The 23871-nt window shown below is 65.5% G+C and carries 17 protein-coding genes; 6 read left to right on the top strand and 11 right to left on the bottom strand.

Annotated elements, in window-relative coordinates; all coding sequences use genetic code 11:
• The first annotated feature begins 299 nt into the window (after positions 1-299).
• On the top strand, positions 300-1820 hold the full coding sequence (locus K0B96_RS09175; RefSeq protein WP_220160606.1) for a glycosyltransferase family 4 protein: 1521 nt from the start codon (positions 300-302) through the stop codon (positions 1818-1820).
• A gap of 108 nt (positions 1821-1928) precedes the next feature.
• Here the strand turns inward: K0B96_RS09175 and K0B96_RS09170 are convergent, their stop codons facing one another.
• The 4 genes from K0B96_RS09170 to K0B96_RS09155 all read right to left on the bottom strand — a co-directional run bounded on the left by K0B96_RS09170 (position 1929) and on the right by K0B96_RS09155 (position 7074).
• Positions 1929-3434, bottom strand: coding sequence for an O-antigen ligase family protein (locus K0B96_RS09170; RefSeq protein ID WP_220160605.1), 1506 nt, complete (start codon positions 3432-3434; stop codon positions 1929-1931).
• A 698-nt stretch (positions 3435-4132) separates the two neighbouring features.
• On the bottom strand, positions 4133-5038 hold the full coding sequence (locus tag K0B96_RS09165) for a hypothetical protein (protein WP_220160604.1): 906 nt from the start codon (positions 5036-5038) through the stop codon (positions 4133-4135).
• A gap of 43 nt (positions 5039-5081) precedes the next feature.
• A complete protein-coding gene (locus tag K0B96_RS09160) occupies positions 5082-5897 on the bottom strand; it encodes an ExeA family protein (protein WP_220160603.1) in 816 nt (271 codons plus the stop codon).
• A gap of 211 nt (positions 5898-6108) precedes the next feature.
• The gene (locus tag K0B96_RS09155; protein WP_220160602.1) at positions 6109-7074 is read right to left on the bottom strand and encodes an acetylxylan esterase; all 966 of its coding nucleotides are present in this window, start codon (positions 7072-7074) and stop codon (positions 6109-6111) included.
• A gap of 175 nt (positions 7075-7249) precedes the next feature.
• Here K0B96_RS09155 and K0B96_RS09150 point away from each other — a divergent pair, with 175 nt between their 5' ends.
• From K0B96_RS09150 to K0B96_RS17520, 3 genes are all read left to right on the top strand, one after another.
• Positions 7250-8221 carry an AAA family ATPase gene (locus K0B96_RS09150; RefSeq protein WP_220160601.1) on the top strand — a complete coding sequence of 324 codons (972 nt, stop codon included), beginning with the start codon at positions 7250-7252 and terminating at the stop codon, positions 8219-8221.
• A gap of 67 nt (positions 8222-8288) precedes the next feature.
• Entirely contained in the window at positions 8289-9488 is a 1200-nt protein-coding gene (locus K0B96_RS17525; protein ID WP_220160600.1) for a DUF58 domain-containing protein, read from the top strand.
• Positions 9463-11619, top strand: coding sequence for a transglutaminase TgpA family protein (locus tag K0B96_RS17520; RefSeq protein WP_220160599.1), 2157 nt, complete (start codon positions 9463-9465; stop codon positions 11617-11619). The genes K0B96_RS17525 and K0B96_RS17520 overlap by 26 nt, the downstream gene beginning before the upstream one ends.
• Here the strand turns inward: K0B96_RS17520 and K0B96_RS09135 are convergent.
• The 4 genes from K0B96_RS09135 to K0B96_RS09120 all read right to left on the bottom strand — a co-directional run bounded on the left by K0B96_RS09135 (position 11606) and on the right by K0B96_RS09120 (position 16122).
• Positions 11606-13579, bottom strand: a complete 1974-nt coding sequence (locus K0B96_RS09135; RefSeq protein ID WP_220160598.1) for a peptidoglycan D,D-transpeptidase FtsI family protein — start codon at positions 13577-13579, stop codon at positions 11606-11608. The genes K0B96_RS17520 and K0B96_RS09135 overlap by 14 nt on opposite strands.
• 3 nt (positions 13580-13582) lie before the next feature.
• Positions 13583-14095, bottom strand: a complete 513-nt coding sequence (locus K0B96_RS09130; protein WP_220160597.1) for a hypothetical protein — start codon at positions 14093-14095, stop codon at positions 13583-13585.
• Between the two features lie 76 nt (positions 14096-14171).
• Entirely contained in the window at positions 14172-15002 is an 831-nt protein-coding gene (gene mreC, locus K0B96_RS09125) for a rod shape-determining protein MreC (protein WP_255558599.1), read from the bottom strand.
• Between the two features lie 106 nt (positions 15003-15108).
• Positions 15109-16122: a rod shape-determining protein gene (locus K0B96_RS09120; RefSeq protein ID WP_220160596.1), complete on the bottom strand. Its 1014-nt coding sequence runs from the start codon at positions 16120-16122 to the stop codon at positions 15109-15111.
• Between the two features lie 154 nt (positions 16123-16276).
• On the opposite strand from K0B96_RS09120, the gene K0B96_RS09115 reads away from it, so the two are divergent.
• Positions 16277-18580, top strand: a complete 2304-nt coding sequence (locus tag K0B96_RS09115) for a cation:proton antiporter (protein WP_220160595.1) — start codon at positions 16277-16279, stop codon at positions 18578-18580.
• Positions 18581-18628: 48 nt separating this feature from the next.
• On the opposite strand, the gene tatA is transcribed toward K0B96_RS09115, so the two are convergent.
• From tatA to dnaG, 3 genes are all read right to left on the bottom strand, one after another.
• Complete coding sequence (tatA, locus tag K0B96_RS09110; protein WP_255558598.1) at positions 18629-18850, bottom strand: twin-arginine translocase TatA/TatE family subunit; 222 nt, start codon at positions 18848-18850, stop codon at positions 18629-18631.
• Positions 18851-18977: 127 nt separating this feature from the next.
• Positions 18978-20777: an RNA polymerase sigma factor RpoD gene (gene rpoD, locus K0B96_RS17570; protein ID WP_220160594.1), complete on the bottom strand. Its 1800-nt coding sequence runs from the start codon at positions 20775-20777 to the stop codon at positions 18978-18980.
• Between the two features lie 19 nt (positions 20778-20796).
• Positions 20797-22647, bottom strand: coding sequence for a DNA primase (gene dnaG, locus K0B96_RS09100; protein WP_220160593.1), 1851 nt, complete (start codon positions 22645-22647; stop codon positions 20797-20799).
• Positions 22648-22717: 70 nt separating this feature from the next.
• Here dnaG and K0B96_RS09095 point away from each other — a divergent pair, with 70 nt between their 5' ends.
• Positions 22718-23830 (top strand): DUF362 domain-containing protein, encoded by a 1113-nt coding sequence (locus tag K0B96_RS09095; RefSeq protein WP_255558597.1) that lies wholly within the window; start codon positions 22718-22720, stop codon positions 23828-23830.
• The last annotated feature ends 41 nt before the right edge of the window (positions 23831-23871 follow it).

Genomic DNA, 23871 nt, shown 5'->3' with positions numbered 1-23871 from the left:
AATACTCTTATTTTTTTTACCCACGAATGTACACGAATAGACACGAATGGGTGGGGCGGAGCGTAATTCGAAATTCGTTAACTGTTATTCGTTAATCCGTCCACCGAGGAGAGGAATGGGATTTACTCTGTGGAGAGGATCGAAAGGCATTTTTGACCACAGATGAAGACGGATTAACACGGATGGGCGGTTGGGCGACTGGGGGGCAGGCGGAACGGGTGGTGCTTGGATCTACTCCGTGATTTGCTGGAGGAAATAATTGGGTTTACAGGCGCGGGGCGGCGTCTGCTCTCTGGAACATGCTTTGGTTCTTCTGCGATGTGTTTGCCCGGCCGGACGATGCGACGGGGCGCGTCGTGACGGAGCTCGCGACGGCGTTGGCGCGGGAGCGGACGGCGGACGACGGAGGGCGGATGGAGGACGACGGAGGACGGATGGCAGAGCGCGGAGGTCGAATGGCGGACGAAAGTCTGAAGGCGTCCGCTACGGGCGAAGAGTGCCGAGCGGAGGGATATCGGACGGGATTCTCGGTCGAGGGAGAAAGAGAACGAGAACGATTGGGAAGGGTGGGGGCGGTCGGGGTTAGGCCGGCGAGGGAGGTGCCGGGGGTGCTTGTGCGACGGGTGCGGGCCACGACGTTTCCGAAGTCGCGGGCGTGGTTGCTCGGGCTGAACTGGCTGACGACGACTTTCGCTTATACGCGGGCGGCGTTCACTCATCTGCGTCAGGGCGACGTCGTGGTGGTGGTGACCAGCCCGCGGTTGCTGCCGTGGCCGGTGGTGTGGGCGGCGCGGAGGCGCGGGGCGCGGGTGATCGTGCTGGTGCACGATGTGTATCCGGATGTTTTTGCGGCGGTGGGTTGGCTGCGGCCAGGATGGCTGCTGCGGCAGCTCGATCGCGGGTTCAGCGGCGGCTACAAAATGGCCGATGAGATCGTCGTGCTGGGGCGGGATATGCGCGACGTGATCGCGCGCAAACTGGCGGCGGGTGGAGCGGCGGGAGGGACGATTACGAGCACGATTAAGAGTAAGAGCGAGATGAGGGATGGGGAGGGAGCGGGTTTTGCGGTCGAGAGAGGAAGGGAGGACGACAGCGTCACGGCTTCCGCGACGGAGGTGGGGCGAGTGAGATTAAGCGAAGGAGGACGAGGCAAGGCGGGAGGCGGTGGAGGGCGGATCGTGGTGATTCCTAATTGGGGGGACGTCGATGGGTTGCGGGCTGTGGCCAAGGAGGCGTCGCCGGTGACGTCGCGTTGGGGGTTGCAGGGGAAGACGGTGGTCGGCGTGGGCGGCACGTTGGGGCGGACGCACGATGGGGCGTTGGTGATCGCGCTCGCCCGGGCGTTGCGCGGCGATGCGTCGATTCGGTTTCTCATTTACGCGGGCGGCGTGGGGCGGGCGGAGGTCGACGCGGCGTTGGGTGGGGCGGCGAATGTTTGTCTCGCGCCGCCGTGTCCGCCGGCGGAGTTGAATGACTGGCTGGCGGCGGCGGACGTGATGCTGGTGCCGTTTCGGGCCGGGATGGCGGGGATCTCGGTGCCGAGCCGGATGTATAATATTTTCGCGGCGGGGCGGCCGTTGCTGCTCACGGGCGACCTCGACGCGGAAGGCGCGCGGCTGGTGCGCGAACACGGGTTGGGCTGGGCGGTGCCGGCCGGCGACGTGGCGAGCGCGGCGGAGATCATTCGGGGGGCGGCGCGAGAGCCGGACGATGCGGCGGAGCGGGGCGGCAGGGCGCGCGCGCTGGCGGAGCAAGCATTCACCTTTAGCCGGCACGTGGCGGCTTGGCGGGCGTTGGTCGGGGAACGGGGCGGACAGTAGCGACTAGCGCGCAGGACGGATGCGGGGTGAGGGCATCCCGCCTACAGGGCAGGGATCAAACGGGAGGTGAACGCATCGCGCCGACGAGGTGGCGGATGCGTTGGGGGCTCAAGCGGAGCGGGTGCGGCGGGCGCTGGCGTGAGCGAATTCGGCGAGGCGAAGCGATACGACGGCGACGGCGACAAAGCTCAGCAGCACGGCGGGATTGTGCAGGACGAAGTCGCCGCGGGCATGTAAGAGCGTCATGCCGACCGCGAAGACGAGCAGGAGCGACGGAGCATAACGCCAGGCTCGCAGACGGAGGAGGGCCAGCAGCCACCAAGCGATAGCTGCGATGGCGATGCCGGTGCCAATGACACCGTATTCGGCGAGCATCTGCGCCCAGTCGTTGTGCGCAAACTCCCAGACTTGGCGAATAGTCTGTCGACCGGACTTATGCTGGTAAATGTCAGGGTAATGCTGCTGGTAGAGAGGGAAAACGTAGCGGAAGGAAGCGGCGCCATCGCCGGACCACGGGGCTTCGCGCCACATGTCCATGGTGGCCTGGGTGGCCAACTCGCGGGATGTCACGGACGAGTCACGGTCTTCGAAGAGTCGCGTGAAGCGTTGCCACGCTTGCGCGCCGCCCCAGCTATCGAAGGAGAGCGCAACGAAGCCGATAAAGCCGGCGCCCAAGAGCGCGGCGATCGCCAGCATGCGGGAGGTGCTCCGGTGCCGAAGTTGGCGCACGCCGGCGAGGGCCAGGGCGGCCGCGAGGAAGACGAGCAGCGCGATAAAGCCGCCGCGCGACTGGCTGACCGCCACCACCACACCGAGGAAGACCGCGACGAATGCGATCAGGGGAGCAGGGCTCGACTTTGCCATGACACGTTGAGCGCGCTCGTGGAAGAGCGCGGAGAGCGCGAGCGTCGCTCCAATCATGAGGTTGAGCCAGGCGGAGGCGTGGTTGCGATAGACGAACGGTCCATAGGGAAGATTGGCGCTGGGCCACGTCCAATAGAGTTTCGTTGCGCCGGTGGCTCGCATGGTAATGGCGAGCAGGGCGACCAGGACGGCGTTGATACAGAGGATGAGGAGGAGGAGCTGGAGCGAGCGACGGCGGGTGATGCCGACCCAGAGCGCACAAACGAGCAGGAATGCCGCGCCGAAGATGATGAGGGTCCGCCACGGGCTCGCCCAGTCGAAGGGCGTGCCGGTGACGCCATGGGGCAGCCAGGAAATGCGGGGGATCTCGCGCATCCACCAGCGCCCGCCGTCGTGTTCGTAGCGCCAGCCGGGGTTGAGCGCACCGATGACGATGTAGCCGGCGAACACCAGGCCGGTCCAGAAGAGGGGAAAGCGCAGCAGGCGGCGGAGCGGATAGAGGGTGAACGCCTCGCCGCCCGTGTGTTCATCGGTGTAGTGACGAGGCATCAGCGCCAGCGCGAGGCTGGCGGCGCTGAGTCCGAGGCTGATGAACTGCGCCCACAACCGCATGCCGCCGACGGCCCAGGGCAAGAACACCAACTGCGCGGCGACGACCGCGAGGAGAAGTTTTTCGAGGGGGTGCAGCCGGATGAGTTTGGTTTCATCCTGACCCACGAGGCGAGGAAGGCGGGCGGCAGGAGCGGACATGGTGGCGGCGGAGGATGGGGCTGGCGCGGGAGACTGGAAACCAGAATCTTGTGCGGGGTGAGCGACGGGAGGGCGGCCCGCTCATCACGCGAAGAGGCGCGAATTTCCGGAGAGAGTATTTTTAACCACGAATGAACACGAACGTACACGAATGGGTGGGGAGGAGCGTAAATCGAAATTCGTTAACCGTTATTCGTTAATCCATCCACCGAGGAGAGGTATGGGATTTACTCTGTGGCGAGGATTGGAAAGGCGTTTTTTTAACCACAGATGGACACAGATGAACACGGATGGGGGCAGATGCGTGAATCGGTGTTCGTTACTCGTTATTCGTGAGTCGAACGCACGTGGCCGAGCGCTTCTTCATTACCGTTTTTACCTTCTGTAGAATGCTCCTGTTTTAACCACGAATGGACACGAACAGACACGAATGGCGGGGTGAGCTGTGGCGACGGTCGAAAAGGCATTTTCTTTAACCACAGATGGACACAGATGGGCAGACGGGTGAATCGGTGTTCGTTACTCGTTATTCGTGAGTCGAACGGACGTGGCCGAGCGCTTCTTCCTTACCTTCGTTACCTTCTGTAGAATGCTCCTGTTTTAACCACGAATGGACACGAACAGACACGAATGGCGGGGTGGGGCGTAAATCGAAATTCGTTAATCGTTATTCGTTAGTCGAACGCTTCAGCCGGGGGCTAGAAGTTTTTTGTGTAGGTCAGGCCGCGGGGGTCTTCGAAGGTGAGGAGCTCGGGGGCGACTTTTACGAGTTTCAACTGGAGGTCGCGGTCCACGATGTCGCCCACACGGTACACGCGGTCGTTCATGAGCACTTTGCTGTCGGCGCCCGAGGAGCGGATGCCGGTGACCCGCAGGTGATCAACGTAAGCAATGATGCGTTCGTCGGGATGCGGAATCGCGAAGCTCACCGCGGGCGCGTCGCGGACGTCGTGAGCGGGCGGGCGGAGCGTCGCGGACGCGGGGCTGACGGCGGAAGGGGTGGCGGTGACTGCGGGTGGCTCGGAAAGCGCGGCGCTGACGGTGGCGGGCGGAGGGCTGACGGCAGACGACGGAGAGCGGGAGGCGGTTGAAGGCGGAGTGAGGGCGGAAGAGGGAGGAACGGACCGGGGAGAGGCGACCGCGGCGGTTTCGGCGGAGGGGCGCGGGGTGCTGGCGGCAGGAGGGGCGGGGCTTTCGCTGGGCGCGGGGACGGCGGAGGTGGGTTGCGCGGCGTCTGGGGATGCGGGCGTGAGAGCGGAGGGCTGGAGACCGACGACGGATGACGGAGGACGGATGGCGGATGACGAAGGGCCGGAGGCGGACGTGGAAGGGACCGAGGGGGTGGCGGGACGATGGGCGGCGGATGGCGCGTTGGCGGCGACGCGCGGCGCGGGGGTGTCGCTTAAAATGAATAGAGTCACGGACACGGCGACGAGGACGATCAGGGCGACGCCGCCGAGGGCGAGAAGGACGATCCACTTGGCGGCGAGGGGTTGCGAGCGCTTCGCGACGACGCCGCCCGCCGGGGACGCGCCGGAGCCACCCGCGGCATCGGGGGCGCGCTGGCGTTGCGCTTTTTTGAGGGCGTCGTTGATGAGGCTCATCGGGGGCGTGGAGGGAGTAACGCGAAGCGGGGAGGAGCGGGATTCAGGTGGTGAGGCTGCGGACGTCGCGGATGGCGCGGCGGGCGTCCCAGTAGTTGACGAGGTCGGAGTCGCGCACGTAGGCGGCGAGGAGGGCTTTGTCGCAAAGATGATTGATGAGGCGAGGAATGCCGCCGCTGTGCCGGAAGATCGCGCGCAGGGCCCAGGGGGTAAACGTGGGGCGGCCACTGGTGCCGGCGAGGGTGAGGCGGTGCTGGATGTAGGCGTGTACGTCGCCCAGCGTGAGCGGTTTCAACTCGTAGTGAACGAGGATGCGCTGGCGGAGCTGGCGGAGTTCCGTGCGGGAGAGGACCGTCTTGAGCTCGGGCTGGCCCATGAGGACGATTTGCAGGAGCTTCTGTTTGTCGGTCTCAAGATTGGAGAGGAGGCGGATTTGCTCGAGGACGTCCGGGTGGAGGTTCTGGGCTTCGTCGATGATGAGGACGATGTCGCGGCCTTGCGCGATGCGGTCGAGGAGCACGCCGTTGATCTGGGCGACGAGGTCGACTTGGGAACGGGCGAGTTTGCTTTCGCCGAGTTCGGTGAGGATCGCCTTCAACATCTGCGTTTCGGTGACGCGGGGGTTGAGGATGAGGGCGGTATCGAAGTGCGCGGGATCGAGCTCGTTGAGGAACCGGCGGCAGAGAGTGGTTTTGCCGCAACCGACTTCGCCGACGAGCACGATGAAGCCTTTTTTCTCCTGCACGCCGAACTTGAGGTGTTGCAGGGCCTCTTGGTGCGTGGGGCTGAGGAAGAGGAATTTGGGGTCCGGAGTGATGTTGAACGGCATCTCCGTAAACCCATAAAAGCTCTGATACATGGCGCGGACCCGGACCGTGGGGGACGGCGGGCGGCGAGTCGAGAGAGGAGGCGGGCTTCGTGCGCGGAGGAACGTTATTCGTGATTTGTTACCATTTACGCGGGCGGAGGCGGGCGGCGCGGGCGGCGCGACGCGGGAAGGCGTTGGCGATTACGATTACGATTATGATTAAGATTAAGAGCGCGATTTCGGGGGGCGAGAGGGGGAATGATCAGAGGCCGAGCATGAAGTTGAAGGTGCGGTCGGTCTCGCCGGGGAGCGTTTCGTGGCCGTAGTCGGGATAGATGATGTGCGACTTCTTCGCCGTGATTTTGTTGTAGGCGGCGAATTGCGACGACGGGGGGCAGATCGGGTCCATCAGGCCGGTGTACATGATGACTTCCGCCTGGATGCGCGACGCGAGGTGCTGGCAGTCGATGTAACCGAGCTTGGTGAAAATCTCGTCCACGCGCTCGTGGCGCGGATCGAACTGGCGGAAGAAAATCCGGAGTTCTTCGTAGGCATCCTTGGCCAGATCCATCTCCCAGACGCGGCGGTAATCGCAGAGAAACGGATACAGCGGCGCGGCGCGTTTGATGCGTGGCTCGAGCGCGGCACACGCGAGCGTGAGGGCGCCGCCTTGCGAACCGCCCATCGCGCCGACGCGGGCGGCATCGACCTCGGGAAAGTTCATGACGACGCGTGCGAGTTGGACGGTGTCGAGAAAGATCTGGCGGAATGCGAGTTTGCGCGGGTCGGGATCGTCGAGTCCGCGCACGATGTGGCCGCGCAGCGTGGGGCCGTGCACGCTGCCGCTATCCTGGGAGCGGCCGCCCTGGCCGCGGCAATCCATGGCGGCGACGCAGAAGCCCTCACCGGACCAGGCGAGGCGGGAAAGGAAATCGCCGCCGTTGCCGGAGTAGCCGTGAAATTGGAGGACGGCGGGACCGGGGCCGGGGGATTTTTTCGGGCGGACGTATTTCGCGTAAACGCGCGCGCCGCCGACGCCGGTGAACCACAGATCGAAGGCCTCGCTGTGGCGGGGCGCGATCTCGGCGGTGGGCACGAGTTCGGGCTGGGGATCGGTGGCGTCGAGTTCGCGGAGGGCATCGGCCCAATAAGCGTCGAAGTCGGCGGGGCGGGGATTCAGGCCCTGATAGCGGAGGAGTTCGGGCAGCGGTTTGTCGATGAGCGGCATGGCGGGAGGCTTATTTGCGCGGGCATGGCCACGGGGCGAATCTTTTCGGTGAGACCGTGCCGCGGGCAGGCGGCGAGGGCGTTTGCGGCGATGAAGGATGGGGAACAGGGGAAAGGAAACGCGGTGGCGGGTGAAGGCGTTTGCACCGCGGCGGGCGGAGGTTAGCGTCGCGGGCATGGCTGATTTTCTGCCGGCAGAAAAGGTGGCGTTGGCGCGGAGTGCCCTCACGCGGGTGCGCACGGCGATGCGCGTGACGATCAAAGGGAAGGACGACGTGATCGAGCGGGTGCTGGTGGGGTTGCTGGCGGGCGGGCATGTGTTGATCGAAGACATGCCGGGCGTGGGCAAAACGACGCTGGCCTACGCGTTGGCGCGGGCGATCGACGGGGAGTTTTCGCGCATCCAGTTCACGAGCGATCTGCTGCCGGGGGATGTGACGGGCGTGGCGATTTACGACGAGGTGACGCGGGAGTTTTTGTTCAAACCGGGGCCGGTGTTTGCGAACATCGTGCTGGCGGACGAGATCAACCGCGCCACGCCGAAGACGCAGTCGGCGCTGCTCGAAGTGATGGACCGTGCGCGCGTGACGGTGGATGGACGCGCGCATGCGGTGGGCGCGCCGTTCATGGTGTTCGCCACGCAGAATCCGGTGGATTACGAAGGCACGTTTCCGCTGCCGGAGAGCCAGATGGACCGGTTTTTATTGCGACTGGAAATGGGTTATCCGGAACCGGAGGCGGAGCGGGAAATCCTGCGCACGGCGCAGACCAGCTATGACGCAATCGCGGTGTCGCCCGTGCTCTCGCGGGAAGAAGTGCTGGAGTTGCAGGCGATGACGCGGCGGGTGTTCGTCGAGGAATCGGTGCTCGATTATGTGCTGCGGCTGGTGACGGCGACGCGCACGGAGGCGGAGCTGAAAATCGGGGCGAGCGTGCGGGCAGGGCTGGCGTTGCGCACGGCGGCGCAGGCGCGGGCGCTGTTGCGGGGGCGCGACTTCGTGCTGCCGGAGGATGTGGCGGACCTCGTGGGGCCGGTGCTGGCGCATCGGCTTTCGCTGGCGCGGCACGTGGGAAAAGGGCTCGAAGAGCGGCGGCAGATCGCGGCGTTGTTGCGGCAAATCGTGGCCGCGGTGGAGGTGCCGGGGTGAACGCGGAAAGCGTGATGGGGCGCGGGGAAAGGAGCCGGGGCGAAGGGCGAAACCGTGAACTGCTGTGGTGCGCTTGAAACTGGAGGGCGGAAGGAAAGCGGGGCGGCGCGAAGCGCGCGAGCGTTTCACATGGCGACGGGCGTTGTGGGCGGTGGTTTATCCCGTGCGGCAGGAACGCACGGTGCCCACGCTGCCCGGCTGGCTGCTGATGGGGCTCGCGATGGGGGTGGGCACGGCGGCGTATAATTCGGCGAGCAATATTCTGTTCATCACCCTCGCGTTGCTGCTGGCGTCGCTGGTCGGCAGCGGCGTGCTGGCGTGGATCAACCTGCGGCGGGTGGACTGGCAGCTCGATCTGCCGGGACCGTGGCGCGCGGGGCAGCGGGCGGTGGTGGCGGTGGAACTGCGCAACGACAAGCGGACGTGGCCGACGTATGCGTTGTGGGTGGACGTGGGCGCGGTGCGCGAGCGGGCGGTGGTGACGCCGGCGAGCAACGGGCGGACGTTGCGGGCGCGGCTGGCGGAGTGGAACCGGCGCGATGCGCGCGGACGGCTGCGGCAGGAGGGGCGACTGGATGGCGGCGAGATGGCGCGGCTGGAGTGGAGCTTTTTGCCGGACCGGCGCGGGCGCTGGGTGGTGAGCCTCGATCACGTGGGGTCGGCGTTTCCGTTTGGGTTTTTGGAAAAGGCGCGGCGCGGGGAGTGTCGGGGCGAACGGGTGGTGTGGCCGGCGCCGGTGGACTACCAGCCGGTGGCGGCGGGCGCGCGACCGCAACCGCAAGGCGGGGAGTCGGAGCAGCGCGCGGGCGCGGGGGGGGATTTGCTCGCGGTGCGCAGCTACGCGCCGGGCGATTCGCACCGGTTGATTCATTGGAAGGCGAGTGCGCGCGCGGGGGAATTGCTGGTGCGGCAGTTTGCGCAGGAGACGCGCGACGCGTTGCAATTGTGGGTCAACCCGGATGCGGGGCTCTGGCCGCGCGAGGAGCAGTTTGAAGTGATGGTGAGTTTGGCGGCGACCCTCGCGGAGGATTTGTTTCACGCGGGGCGGTTGACGCGGGTGGCGGTGGGCGCGGGAGCGCCGGTGGCGTTGCGGCAGGCGGGCGATCTGGCGGCGTTTTTATCGGAGCTGGCGGTGGTGACGCGGGCGGCGCAGCCGAGCGGGACGGCGCTGCAGTGGGCGCGGGCGCGGGAGGTGGTGACCTTTGCGCCGGCGGGAGCGCGGGGCGTGGAAGCACACATCAATGGCATCACGACGGCCACAGCTTGACGCGGCGGAGTTGCAGCAAGTGCGCTGGCTGCTGGGCGGCGCGTTGACGCTGCTGGGCGTGTGGCCGGCGCTGCTGCTGGACACGGGCGCGGAGCCGCTGGCGGTGGTGACGCTGCTGCTGGTGGCGGCGGCGACGAGGTGGCCGACGCTGCCGGGGCGAGTGCCGCGGCTGGCGCATGCGTTCGCGTTTCCCGTGATCGTGACGTGGTTCGTGCTGGATCTCCTGCTGACGGGAGAGTTGCTGGCGGCGATGGTGCGGCTGGATCTGCTGCTGCTGCTCTACCGCGGGGTAACGTATCGGCAGCGTCGGGACGATCTGCAGATCGTGGTGCTGGGACTGTTCGTCATCGTGGTGGGAGGCGTGCTGAGCGTATCGATCGCGTTTGCGGCGCAGGTGCTGGCGTTCACGGCGTGCGCGCTGGCGCTGCTGTTCGTGCTGACGTTGAGCGGACCGGGGCGGGAAGACGCGGGGCGGGCCTGGACGCAGGTGCACTGGGGGCGGCTGGCGCGGCGCGTCGGCGCGGTGTGGCACTGGCGCATGGCGGTGTGGGGCGGGGCGTTGCTGGCGGGACTGGTGGTGCTGGCGGCGGGGCTGTTTCTGGTGATCCCGCGGTTTCAACTGGAGAACAGCTTGTTTCTCGAGCGGTTCATCACGAAGAAGGCGCGCACGGGTTTTTCGGATACGATCCGATTCGGCGACGTGACGGAAATCCAGGAGGACAACAGCGCGGCGCTGCGAGTGGACGTGGCGAATGCGCAGCGACTGCCGGCGGTGCCGTATTGGCGGATGGTGGTCCTCGACGAATACCGGGACGGGACTTTCCGGTTATCGGCGCTGCTGCGGCGGGCGGCGTTTGAACGGGAGCGGACGCGCATGGCGATCGACGGACCGGCGACGCACGGGGAGGCGCCGTGGACGTTTTATCTGGAGGCGGGCGTGAGCCGCTTCCTCGCGTTGCCGGGCGATTTCGGGCGGGTGCAATTTCGGGAGCCGCAGAACGTGCGGGGCAGCCGGGAACTGCGCGTGGTGGCGTTGCGCGACGAGCCGGTGACGATGACGGCCTATCGCGTGGAGGACGTGAACCTCGCGGGCTGGCTGCCGGACGAGGCGTTTGCGCAGCAATGGCGGGCGGAGCGGGCGACGGCGCTGGTGCGCACGATGCGGCAGGTGCAGTTGAGCGCGGCCGATCAGGCGGCGGTGCAACGGGCGTTGATCGCGAGCGGCGCGGAGGCGCATCTGCCGGTGGAAGAGTGGTCGCGGCGGGCGTGTGCGTGGCTGGCGCGCGAGCACGCGTATTCGTTGCGGCCGACGATCCCGAGCGGGGCGGGCGATCCGTTGGTCCGCTGGCTGGCGTCAAAGGAAGGCGGGCACTGCGAGCTGTTTGCGGGGAGCCTCGTCGTGATGGCGCGGGAGGCGGGATTGGCGGCGCGCGTGATCACGGGTTTCAAGGGCGGCGGGTGGAATGGCTACAGCGGAAATTTCACGGTGCGAAATGCCGACGCGCACGCGTGGTGCGAGGTGTTTGACCCGGCGCGGGGCGGGTGGCTGCGAGTGGATCCGACGCCGGGCGGGACGAACGCGGGGCTGGGCACGGACGCCTTGGGGCCGGTGGCGGCGCGGCGGATCGACCGGAGCTGGGCGGCGCGCTTCGACAGCCTGCGGGTGTTCTGGTATCGCCGCATCGTGAGCTTTGACCAGACGGCGCAGGTGGAGACGTTGCGCGCGTTGAAGACGCGCACGCAGGACGCGGGGCGGGCGTTGCGGGCGTGGCTGGAAAACGCGGGGCGCACGCTGCGCCGCTGGGCGAGTGCGCCGTGGACGCCGGGGCGGGCGGGCCGATGGATCGGCGGAGTGGTCGCACTCGCGACGGCGGGATGGGCGATGCGACGCGGCTGGCGCGCGTGGCGACGCGGCAGTCAGCGGGGAAATCCGGTGCGGCAGGAGGCGGGCCGGTGGCTGGCGCGAGTGGGGTCGATCGCGGGCGGGCGCGAAGAGGAGATGGCGCCGCTGATCGGCGAGTTGCAGCGCTTGCGCTTTGGGCCGGAGGCGGACGGGCCGGAGGCGGAGCGGACGTTCAAGCGGGCGCGCCAGGTGTGGCGGCGGCGAGGGGCGCGCGTCAACGCAGCGTAAACGGGCTCGCGGTGCGCGTGGCGGCGCCGGCGGCTTTTTTCTTGAAGTAAGTCTGGAGGATGCGGCTGGCGACGGGCGCGGAGTAAATGCCGCCGCTGAATTCCTCGCCGGCGGTGTCGCCCTCGATGGCGACGGCGATGGCGATCTCGGGGTTTTGCGCGGGGGCGAAGCAGATGAACCACGCGACGTTTTTGTTGCCGGGAATCTGGGCGGTGCCGGTTTTGCCGGCGATCTCGACGCCCGGGACACGAAGACTTTCGAGCGTGGTGAGGACGCGGGCGGTGCCGTGGGGCGGCTGAGTGACACCCACCATGCCGGCGATCAACGCCTGACGTTGCTCAGGCGTCAGGCCGATGGGTTCGGTGTGTTGCGTGGGGGCGTGCGGATCGTGGAGCAGCGTGGGCTTGGTGAAGACCTCGCCGCGCGCGACGGAGGCGGCGAAGCAGGCCATCTCGAGCGGGGTGACGAGGACGTAGCCCTGACCGATGGCCATGTTGGCGGTGTCGCCGGGATACCAGGCGGCGCCGATGTGTTTTTGTTTCCACGCGGGATCGGGGATGACCATGCGGCTGGTCTCGTACGGCAGTTGGATACCGGTGGGCCGGCCGAGGTGGAAACGGCGGGCCTCCTCGGCGAGACGATCAGGCGTGGTGCGCCAGCCAGCTTCGTAGAAAAAGATGTCGCAGCTCGAAGCGATGGCGTCGGGGAGCAAGACCTCGCCGTGGTGGCCACGGCCGTTGTAACAGACGAAGCCGCGGCCGAATTTGTGGAGGACGCCTTCGCAATCGACGATGGGCTGATCGGGCGTGATCGATCCGCTGCGCAGGGCGGCGATGGTCGTGAGAATCTTGAACGTGGAACCGGGCGGGTAGGCGGAGCTGATGGCGCGGTTGGCCCAGGCCTGGCGCTCCTTGATGTCCGCGGCGGCGGCGAAGCTCAACCGGGGCGAAAATTCGCGCAGGTCGTAATCCGGCACGCTCGCGAGGACGAGGACTTCGCCGGTGCGGACGTCGAGGGCGACGGCAGCGCCGGGGGTGTTGGTTTCGTGGAGTTTTTGCTCGGCGGCGAGCTGGAGGTCGATGTCGAGCGAGGTGGTGAGCGAATGGCCTTGGACGGGGAGCCGGCGGGCGATCGGCGGCGTGACTTTGTAGCCGAAATGATCGACACGAAAGATGGTGCCGCCGGCCTTGCCTTCGAGTTGGGCGTCGAAGGTTTTTTCGAGGCCGTCGCGACCGATGGCGCCCTTCATGTTGAAGGTGGTGAGATCGTCGCCCGGAAAACCCTCGGCCGAGACATCGGGATCGGTGCCGACGTAGCCGAGCGTGTGCGCGGCGGCGGAGCCATACGGATAATATCGCGCGCTGGACGTGTAGAGCTGGAGGGGGGACTGCACGGGCAGGCGCTCGAGCAGGCGCGCGTATTCGGTGGGCTCGAGGCCGTCGACGAGCGTGTAGGGCAGGAGGAGCTGGCCCTCGAAGTGATCCTGCACGTCCTTGACGCTGACCTTCTCGTGGCGGCCGAGGATTTCGTTGACCTGATCGAGGTAGCGTTGGACGACGGTGGCGCGAGCGATCTGCTCCATCTGGGAGCTGTTGGGCATCTGGGCATCGCCGCCGCGGCGGTAGGCCTTGCGAATCTCGATGAACTGCCGGCGGAATTCGGAACGGAGCTCGTCAAGGTAGAGGACAACGGAAAACCGTGGGCGGCTGCCGACGAGCAACTGGCCGTTGCGATCGTAAATGCTGCCGCGCGGGCCGGGGACGAGGATGCGGCGCTGATTCTGCATGCGCTCGCGATCCTGATGCGCGCCGGCGTTGAGGAGTTGTTGATAAAAGAGGCCGCCGGCGAGGATCGCGAGGAGGCCGAAGATGACCGGGTAAAAAAACAGGATGCGCGGATCGGAGCCCTTGTGGGTTTCGAGGAGTGACCCGCTCTCGGAAGACTCGAGGTTCTTCTGCATGCGCTAGAGGGCGGGGCGCGGTTGGGCGCGGACCAGCACGAGAGCCCGCTCCTGAAGCGCGACGAACCACGGCGTGGCCGCGACGAGAAGCAGTTGCGACCAGACGAGGTCGAGAATCAAGCGCGGCCAGAGCGCGCCGGCGACGGGAAGCCCGGCGACTTCGATGAACGAAAAGACGAGAAAGAGCGCGAGGTTGGCGAGGAGGACGATGACGATCAGGCCGAGCGTCTGGTCGCGCGGCACCCGATCGCGGATGCGAAACAGGAGGACGTGCACGGCGCCGAAGAGAAACGCGTGCGTGCCGAACGCGACCGGGGCGACGGCGTCGTTGAGGAGACCGCCGAGCAGGGCGAGCGCAAGACCTTCGCCGAACGGGAGCGTGAGCGTGGGGAGCAGAATGAAAAGGGCGCCGAGGAAGACGTGCATGTGCCAGGCGGCGAGGGAATGGTTCACCTGCCCGACGAGGACACGCAGGATCACTTGAGAGAGAAAGAGGACGAGCACGCGACGGCGCATGGGCACGGAATGCGAGCAGTGATGCGCGCCTAGGCGGCGGCGCACAAGTCCGCCGCGCCCTTTTTTTCGGCGCCGCTCACGGCGCGGGTTGCGGGACGAGCACAGTGACCTCCGTCAAGGCGTCGAGTCGCGGATCGAGATCGACCTCGCCGCTCTTGAACAACCCGTCGGTGCTGGGTTCGAGTTTCGTGACGGTGCCCAGATAAAGGCCGGGCGGAAACACGCCGCCCAGGCCCGACGTGACGAGGTGTTGGGGAGCGGAGGCGTTGGCGAAGATATCGACGGGGACGAATTCAACGGTGCCTTCGGCGGTGCCGAAGGCGTGATTGACCGTGCCCTGATAACTCATCGGGCGCGTGTCGCCCTGCACGGTGGCGGCGATGCGGAAGGTGGGGCTGCTGACCATTTCGACGACGGAAGTGAACGCGTGCACTTCGGCGATGCGGCCGACGATGCCGCCGGAAAACACGACGGGCGCGCCCAGCGGGATGTTGTAGTTGCGGCCCTTGCGAATCGTCAGGCGCTGCCACCAGCCGGCGGAATCGCGGGACACGACGCGGGCGTGTTCGTAGCGAAAATTCGGCATGGGCGGCAAGGCGAGCAAGGCATCCAGGCGATCGACCTGATCGCGCAGTTCGGTGTTTTGCTGCACGGCGAATTCGTAAGACGAGAGCACGCGGGCGAGATCGCGACCGGCGCCGATGAGTTCGTCGTTGGAATGCGCGCGGAGGCCCCAGTATTCCTGCAGATCGCGGACGTAGGACGTGGCGAGGGGAAGCGGGGCTTGGAATTCGAAGAAGCTCGCGCGGAGGAACGACTTGACCGCGACCGGAAGCACGAGCCACGCGAGAAGCAGCAACCCGAGGGTGGCGAAAGGCTTGGCTTGATCGAAGCGGCGGGGAGGCACGACGCCGGGAAGTGACAGGGGGCGCGGGAGACGTGACGAGCAAAAACGCGCGGCAGCGGACGGGCCGCTCGGTGCGCAGCGACCGCGGCACGCAGGCCGCACGCGCTCAGGCGTTCTGCATCAACCAGGAGAGGTCGTTGAGGACGGCGCCGGTGCCGTTGGCGACGGCGGAAAGCGGGTCTTCCGAGACGGTGACGGGCAGGCCGGTGCGTTCGCTGAGGAGACGGTCAATGCCGCGGATGAGGGCGCCACCGCCGGCCATGACGAAACCACGGTCCACGAGATCGGCGGAAAGTTCGGGCGGGCAGCGTTCGAGGGTGACGCGCACGGCATCGACAATGGCGGCGACGGTATCGGCGAGCGCCTCGCGAATTTCCTGCGAGGTGATGTGAATGGTCTTGGGCAGACCGGCGACGGAATCGCGGCCCTTGACCTCCATCGTGAGTTCTTCGTCGAGGGGATAAGCGGAGCCGACGCGCACCTTGATCTCTTCCGCGGTGCGTTCACCGATGAGGAGGTTGTAGGCGCGCTTCATGTAATTGATGATCGCCATATCGAGCTCATCGCCCGCGACGCGGATCGATTTGCAGAACACGATGCCGTTGAGAGAAATGACGGCGATCTCGGTGGTGCCGCCGCCGATGTCGACGATCATGTTGGCGGCGGGTTCGTCGATGGGGAGGCCGACGCCGATGGCCGCCGCCATGGGCTCGGGAATCGTGATGACATCGCGGGCGCCGGCGTGCAGGGCGGAGTCTTTGACGGCGCGTTTTTCGACTTCCGTGATGCCGGAAGGAATGGCGATGACGACGCGGGGCGGGGCGCGAAACGAGTGGCTGCTGACCTTGCGAATGAAGTAGCGCAGCATGGCCTCCGTGACGTCGAAATCGGCGATGACGCCGTCCTTCATGGGCCGGATGGCGGTGATGTTGCCAGGGGTGCGGCCGAGCATGCGTTTCGCCTCGTCACCCACGGCGCGCACTTTGCGGGTGTTGGTGTCGAGCGCGACCACCGATGGTTCGCGCAGGACGATGCCCTTGTCTTTTACATACACCAAGGTGTTGGCGGTGCCGAGGTCGATACCGATGTCGTTTGAGAAGTAGCCGAGGATGTTCGCCATGATCGGTGGGGAGGGGCGTTTCCGCCGACGGAACCGAATCGGCGGCCCCGATTACTGTCAACGAGGTAAACAGGCGATTGCTGGATACGTGTGGAGCGGTGGCGGTGGGGCTTGACGCGAATCGCTTTTACGCGCCCCAGTAGTCGCGTCGAGTATGCCTGGCGTCGCTTTTATCCAAGATCTCGCGGTGATCCTGATCGTTGCGGCGGCGGCCGGGTGGCTGTGCCGGCGCAGCGGGCTTTCGCCGGTGGTGGGATATCTGGCGGCGGGCGCGCTGGTGGGGCCGCATACGCCGCCGTTGACGCTGGTGGCGGGGAGCGAGCGGGTGGCGGCGGCGGCGCAGCTCGGGTTGGTGTTTTTGATGTTTTCGATCGGCTTGCGCCTGAGCTGGCGGCGTATCCGCCGGTTGGGGTTTTCGCTGCTGCTGGGGACGATTGGCGGGGCGGTGATGATGTATTACGTGGGACGGCTGCTCGGCGCGGCGATGGGCTGGACGACGATCGAGAGCGTGTTTTTTGCGAGCATGCTGATGGTATCGTCTTCGACGATCGTGGGGCGGCTGGTGCAGGACTCAGAGGCGATGCACGAGCGGGCGGGGCAGCTCGCGGCGGGGTTTTCGCTGCTGGAGGCGGTGGTGGCGGTGGTGATGTTGACGGTGCTGAATTCGTGGGTGCACCTGGACAACGCGGCGCGGCCGGAAATCGGCAGCACGCTGGCGCGGCTCGGGGGCTTCATCGCGCTGGCGGCGGTGCTGGGACTGCTGCTGCTGCCGTGGTTGTTGCGGCGGCTGGGGCGGGTCGCGAGTGAGGACCTGCAGACGCTGGGCACCGCGGGGCTGTTGCTCGGCGGGGCGGCGGTGGCGTATCAAGCGGGCTATTCGCTGGCCTTGGGCCCGTTTCTGCTGGGTGCGGTCGTGGCGGATACACCGCATCGGGCGCAGGTGGAGCGGACGTTCGACACGTTGCGCGATGTCTTTGCGCCGGTGTTTTTCGTGGCGATCGGCATGCAAGTGGATTTGCGCGACATCGGCGGCGCGTGGTGGCTGGTGCTGGGCATCTCGCTGCTGACGATCGTGGCGCGGGTGGGAACGAGCGCGGTGGCGCTGGCGCTGACGGGCACGCCGGTGCGCGACGCGCTGCGCGCGGGGTTCATCCTGACGCCGATCGGCGAGTTCTCGTTTATCATCGCGCAACTCGGCCTCGCCGCGGCGGTGTTGCGGGCCAGTTTTTATCCGCTGGTGATCGGCATCGCGCTGGTCACGGGGGCGGTCGCGCCGTGGTTGACGCGCCGGTCGGCGAAACTGGCGGACCGCTTGCTGCGCTACCAACGCCCGTGGGTGCTCGACTGGCTGCAAGTCTATCACGCGTGGTTGCGGCGGCTGCATTTTCGCGGGCGGTTGGAAAAATTGTGGAAGGTGAGTCGCAAGCGTTTTTGGCAAATCGGCATCGAAGTGCTGTTCGTGACGGGGCTGCTGCTCTTTTCGCAACAATTGCTGGGGGCGGTGCAAAACTGGCTGGGGACGGACTGGCTGTTTCCCAATGGGCCGGAGGTGATTTTTTGGGTGGCGTTGAGTCTGGTGGTGCTCGCGCCGGTGGTGGCGATCTGGCGAAACTTGTCAGCGCTGGCGCTGGTTTACACGCAGGTGCTCACGGCGCGGGGAGAACGCGCGGTGAGCGCGCGGCCGCTGCTGGAAACGGCGCTGAAAGCGGTGGGCGGGGGTGCGCTGTTTTTCTGGCTCGCGGCGGTGCTGCCGGCGGAAGGCACGGCGCGGATGCTGCTGCTGGCCAGCGCGGTGGTGGCGTTACTCGGGCTCCTGCTGCTGCGACGGCGGCTGGTTTACTGGCACAGCCGGCTCGAGGTGGAGTTGCAAACGGCGGTGGAAATCTCGGACGTGAGCGAAGGCGGCGGGATGACGGAATGGATCGAGGAACATGGCACGTGGCGGTTGCATATCGCCGAGTGCACCGTGCCGGACCTGGCGGAGTGCCGCGGTCAGGCGATCGCGGAACTCGGCGTGCGCCAGCGCTTCGGTTGTTCGGTCGTGGGCATCGACCGGCAGGGCTTTTTCATCTCGCTGCCGGAAGCCACGACAGTGCTGTATCCGCGGGATCGTTTGCTGCTGCTCGGAACGCGGCGGCAGGTTCGCGCGGGGAAGGAGTTCTTGCTGCGCACCTCCGGCACCGCGCCCTCCCTCGACGGGATCGAGGCGGTGCGCATGGAGACGATGATGGTGGCGGCCGATTCGCCGGTGGTGGGACTTTCGCTCGCGGCGTTGCGCCTGGCGCGGCGGCACGGCGTGCAAATCGCGGGGATTCACCGCGGGCGTTTGCGGACGTTGAATCCGCCCGCGACGGAGGTGCTGACCGCCGGTGACGAACTGCTCGCGCTGGGCACGGCAGAGCAGTTGGACGAATTCCGGACCGCGCTGGCGCCCCTTGCGCTGGAAGACGGCAAATAAAAAGCTCGCCACGAAGGCGCGCTGGAAAAAGAGGGGAATCGACCGGACTCAGGGCGTCGGAGGGGGCGTTTTGGTCGCCGCCGTTTTGGCGGTTTCGGGCTCTTCGTCGCGACTGGCTTTCTTAAATTCCTTGATGCTTTGGCCGAGGCCCTTGGCGAGGGAAGGGAGCTTGGCCCCGCCGAAGAGGACGAGCAGGATCACCAGGATCACGAGGAGCTCGGGCGCACCGAGTCCGAAGATACCCGCGAGCGGAGCAGAGGGAAAATTCATGGTAGGCCCAATCTATGCGACGCAGAGGGGGTGTAAAGGTGGAAACGGAATTAGCCGGTGGGCCGACCATAAAAACGCCGTCGCCAGCACGGCGACGGCGGGGCAGGAAAACGGCAGCGCTGCGCGCTCAGCGCAGCGGCGGGAGACCGGGCGGCCGGGCGGAGGCCGCGGCGATTTTCAGCAGGTTCTGCGCGTTGTCGATTTGCTCGGCATCGAAGAACCCGTGGAGCTGGCGGATGCGGGTCGGGTGACGCATCTTGCGCAAGGCCTTGGCCTCGATCTGGCGGATGCGTTCGCGGGTGACTTTGAATTGTTTGCCCACTTCCTCCAACGTGCGGCTGTAACCATCTTGCAGGCCGAAGCGCAGGGAGAGCACGCGGCGTTCGCGTTCCGTGAGGGAATCGAGCACATCGACGATCTTTTCGCGCAGGAGCGAGTAGGCCGTCATGTCGTAGGGATTCTCGGCGGACTTGTCTTCGATGAAATCGCCGAAACTGGTGTCGTCACCATCACCGACGGGCGATTGCAGCGAGATGGGCTGCTGGGCCATCTTCATGATCTGCTGCACGCGTTCGACGGGCAGGTTCATCTCGTCGGCGACCTCGTCGGGGGTCGGCTCGTGGCCGAATTCCTGAAGGAGTTGCTTTTGGACCTGCATCACCTTGTTGAGCGTCTCGATCATGTGGACCGGGATGCGGATCGTGCGGGCTTGGTCGGCGATCGAACGGGTGATGGCCTGACGAATCCACCACGTGGCGTAGGTGGAGAACTTGTAGCCGCGGCGGTATTCGAATTTCTCGACGGCCTTCATGAGGCCCATGTTGCCCTCCTGAATCAGATCGAGGAAAGAGAGGCCGCGGTTGGTGTATTTCTTGGCGATGGAAATGACGAGGCGAAGGTTGGCCTCGACCATTTCGGTCTTCGCCTTGTGTGCTTCGCGCACGTGAACGAAGGTCTGGCGGACAACGGCGAGGAGCTGCGCCGGAGCGATGCGTTGTTCGGCTTCGATCTGGCGGAGGCGGGCCTGCAAACCGCGCGAATCGATGGCGGCATCCTTCTTGGTCTTGGGGTGGCGGGCGCGCTCGAGCTGGGCCTCGATCGTCTCGATTTCGTCGAGCACGGGGCGGAGGCGCTCGAGGTATTCCTCGTAAACCTTGAGCTTGAAAAAGAATTTGCCGAAGTTGGCGCGCAGGGCGTTTTCGCGTTTGTGAAACTTGGCGAGGACGCGTTTGCGCGTGGCTTCGTCGCGGGCCTTCAGGAACTCCGCCCAGGCTTCGGCGGTGCCGGCCTCGGAATCCTCGGTGGTCTCGACGAGTTTGGGCAGGCCTTTGAAGTAGGATTCGCGGCTGTCGATTTTCTTGTCGATGACGATGCGGTCGAACCGTTCTTCACGGTTGAGCAACTTGCGGCCGAGGGTGCCCACGTAGGCGCCGATGGCGGCGGCTTGGAAAAGGGCTTCCTGGGCGCGGAGTTCGGCGGTCTCGATGCGCTTGGAGATCTCGACTTCCTGTTCGCGCGTCAGCAGCGGGACCTGGCCCATCTGCTTGAGATACATGCGGACGGGGTCGTCGAGGATGTCGTGCTGGGAGGAGCGCGTTTCTTCTTCCTCCGCCTCTTCCATCCGCTGCTTGTAATCGTCGACTTGATCGGGCTCGAGGATCTCGATTTCGAGATTCTGGAGGATCGAGAGGACGTTATCGATTTCCTCCTGGTTTTCGACGGACTCGGGCAGCGCTTCGTTGATATCGTCGAAAGTCAGGTAGCCCTGTTCTTTCGAGAGGCGGATGAGCTGCCTGATTTTCTCGTTGATCCCACCGGGGACATCGACGGGGAGATTGTCGCCAGCGACCGGCTGGTTTTTCTCCAGCGCGGCTTCGACGGCTTCTGACTGAGGGTGGGAATCGGCGGACTTGGCTTTGCGCGACATGTGTGATTCGAAAAATAAACTAAACCGCTACGGGCAGGCCGAGCGGTTGGCGGAGCTGACGTTGAATTTCGGAGCGTTCTTTTAGCAGTGAAATTGGGTCAGCATGAATGTCCCCATGGGGGGAGGCTAAAGCAAGTTCTATTTGCCGCAGGCGGGGTTGGAGCGCCCGGCGGCGCAGCATGGTGAGGCCTTCGGCGGCGATTTTTGCGGGATCCTCAAACTCCGGCGCATCAAAGAGGAGCGAGGCGACGAGCGTCTTTTCCTCGGGTGTCTCCAACAGGGCGTCCAGGTGGTCGCGGCCCGGCCAGCCGTCGTGTTCGAACTCGGCGAGAAAGCGATTGAGGAGCACGCCCGCGACGTGTGATGTATCGATCCACTCGTGCGGCAGGTGGAGGCTGAGCGGTTTCCCGAGTTGTTCGCAATGGAGGCAGAGGAGAAGCAACTCGTGTTCGGGAGTAATGTTTTGGGTGGCGGTGCGGGTCGGCGCGGGCGGGGCGGGGCGGGAGGAAGGAGCGCGGCTGGCGCGTTGAAGAAACGTTTCGAAATCGCGCTGCACGGCGCCTGTTTGAAGCCCGAGGTGGCCGGCGGCCTCGCTGAGAAAGGTGGTCCGGGTGACCGAGCTTTCGGCCATGGCGACGATTTCGAATAACTGCTGGGCGGCGCGCGAACGATGTTCGGCCGAGGCATCGTCGGCGCGGGGCAAAATAGCCTTGGTGGCAAACGCCATGGCTGACACCGCGTGCTGGCGGAGGTCCTCGTAAGCGGCAAGACCGCGCTCGCGGAAGAGCAGGTCGGGGTCGAGTTTTTCGCCGGCGGGCAGCACGAGAAACCGGGCTTCGATCCCGGCCTTCAACGCCATGGGCAGAAACCGCAGGGCGGCTTTTTGGCCGGCGTTGTCGCTATCAAAGAAGCATTCGACCTGCGGATGATAGCGGCGCAGGAGCAGGAGCTGGTTTTCGGTGATCGAGGTGCCCTGCGGAGCGATGGCCGTCTTGAGGCCCACGCTCCAGCAACGAATCGCGTCGAGCTGGCCCTCCACGAGCACGAAGGGATGGCCGTCGCCGGCGGCGGTGCGGGCGCGGTCGAGATTGAAGAGGAGATTGCCCTTCGTGAAGATGGGTGTTTCCGGCGAGTTAACGTATTTCGCGTCGTGCGCGGGATCGTCGGCCGGGGTGAGTTCGGTCTGGCGGGCGGTGAAGGCGACGACGCGACCTTGATGATCGCGAATAGGGATCATGAGGCGCCCGCGGAAACGCGGCTTGAGCGAGCCGAGGCCGAGGACGGCGGTTTCGCGCACGAAGAACAGGCCGCACTGGCGGAGCGCATCCTCGGAGAATTTGCGTTTGAGGAGGGCGGCGGCGAGGCCGTCGTCCGTGGGCGCGGCCACGCCGATTTTGAATTCCTCGGCGATGGTGAGATCGAAGCGGCGCGCGTCCTGCCAGTAACGCCGCATGAATTCACCGGTGGGTGAATCGCCGCGAAACGCGCGGTGAAAGTGCTCGGTGGCGAGGTCGTGAATTTCGAAGAGCTCCTGCCGCAGCGAACGCTCTTCGCGAGAGGGGCCGGAGCCCTCTTCGTATTCGATGACGACGCCAAAGCGTTGCCCCAGCGTCTCGATCGCTTCGCTGAAGCTGAGTTGCTCCGTTTCGCGCACGAAGCTGATGATGTCGCCGGCTTTGCCGCAGCCGAAGCACTTGAAAAACCCCTTATCGGGATCGACGTTGAACGACGGTGTCTTCTCTTGGTGAAACGGGCACAAGCCCTTGAGGCGCGCACCGGCTTTGCGCAGGGTGACGACCCGCGCGACGACATCGGCTATGTTCACCCGTAATTTCAGGTCCCGAACGCAGGTGGGCTTGATGACGGGCATGGGATCGGCGGCAGGAGAAAGAATGCACTTTCAACCCGACGGGGGGGCTGTCAAGTTTTGCGGTTTATCGATGAAACATCCGTGTCCCTCCGGCTACATACGAGCAATGCGGCCATTTTTGTTTGCGCTGATCGGATGGGCTTGCCTGACCGTTTCGGCGGGGGCCGGACCGGCTGCGCCGACGGCGGCGCCGCAGTTGCCACCGTCGAATGTAGCGGCGGCGCCCAAGGCGCCGCGCGCGCCGGTGTGGGAGGCGAAACTGCCCTCGTTCAGCGAACCGAGTTACGACGCGGCCGTGGAGACGTTGATCACGCGTTTTGAGCAGGCGACCGGCAAACGGTTGGCGCCGGGGCCGAAGAAGAAAGTTGGGTTGAAGATTTACACGGATTCCGGGCCGGGCATGGCCACGCCCGTGCCGCTGGTGCAGGCGGTGATTGCGGCGCTGGAGCGGCGCGGCTTCGACAAGGAAGGGATTTTTCTCGTCGGCCTCAATCAGCTGCGGTTGCGCATGACAGGCTATCTGCCGGCGCTCGTGACCGGACAAACGCCGTTCAAGGGCCATCCGGTCTATGTGTTAGAATCGGGGCGGTTTTACGACCCGGTTTGGTTTTACGACAGTCCGTTGCCGCAGCGTTTCGATCCGATCTTCGCCGAATCGCAAACCAAGGATTTCTCGAATTCGTCGACCAAGGACGAAGATCGCAAGAGCTTTCTCGCGACGCCGCTGTTTCTCGATGCGGATTTCTGGATCAACCTGCCGGTTTATACCGATCATCCGACGTTGGGCGTGAACGGTGCACTGGTGAATGCGACATTGTGGAACGCGTCCAACACGGCGCGTTTCTTCCGTTCGCCGGCCAATGCGCCGGCGGCGGTCGCGGAAATGAGCGCGATCCCGGAATTGCGCGAGACGTGGGAATTCACGATCGCGAGCCTCGAGCACTACCAGTTTATTGGCGGACCGTTTTTCAATTCGCTCTACACGCAGTCCGAACCGCTTCTGTGGTTGAGCAGCGATCCAGTGATCATCGATTCGATGATGCTCGCGCGGATGAATATGTGGCGAAAGCGCTACGGATTCCCCCCGATCTCGGAGGACATCCGCACGTTGGAATACGCCGAGATTCTCGGGGTGGGATCGACGAAGGTGGCCTCGGCGCACATCATCGACGTGCGGCCATAGAAACCGCTTGCGCCAGCACCCGCACTCAGAGCACTTTTCAG

The sequence above is a fragment of the Horticoccus luteus genome, from assembly GCF_019464535.1.
GTDB classification, from domain to species: domain Bacteria; phylum Verrucomicrobiota; class Verrucomicrobiia; order Opitutales; family Opitutaceae; genus Horticoccus; species Horticoccus luteus.
This window is presented reverse-complemented; position numbering and strand designations above follow the sequence as displayed.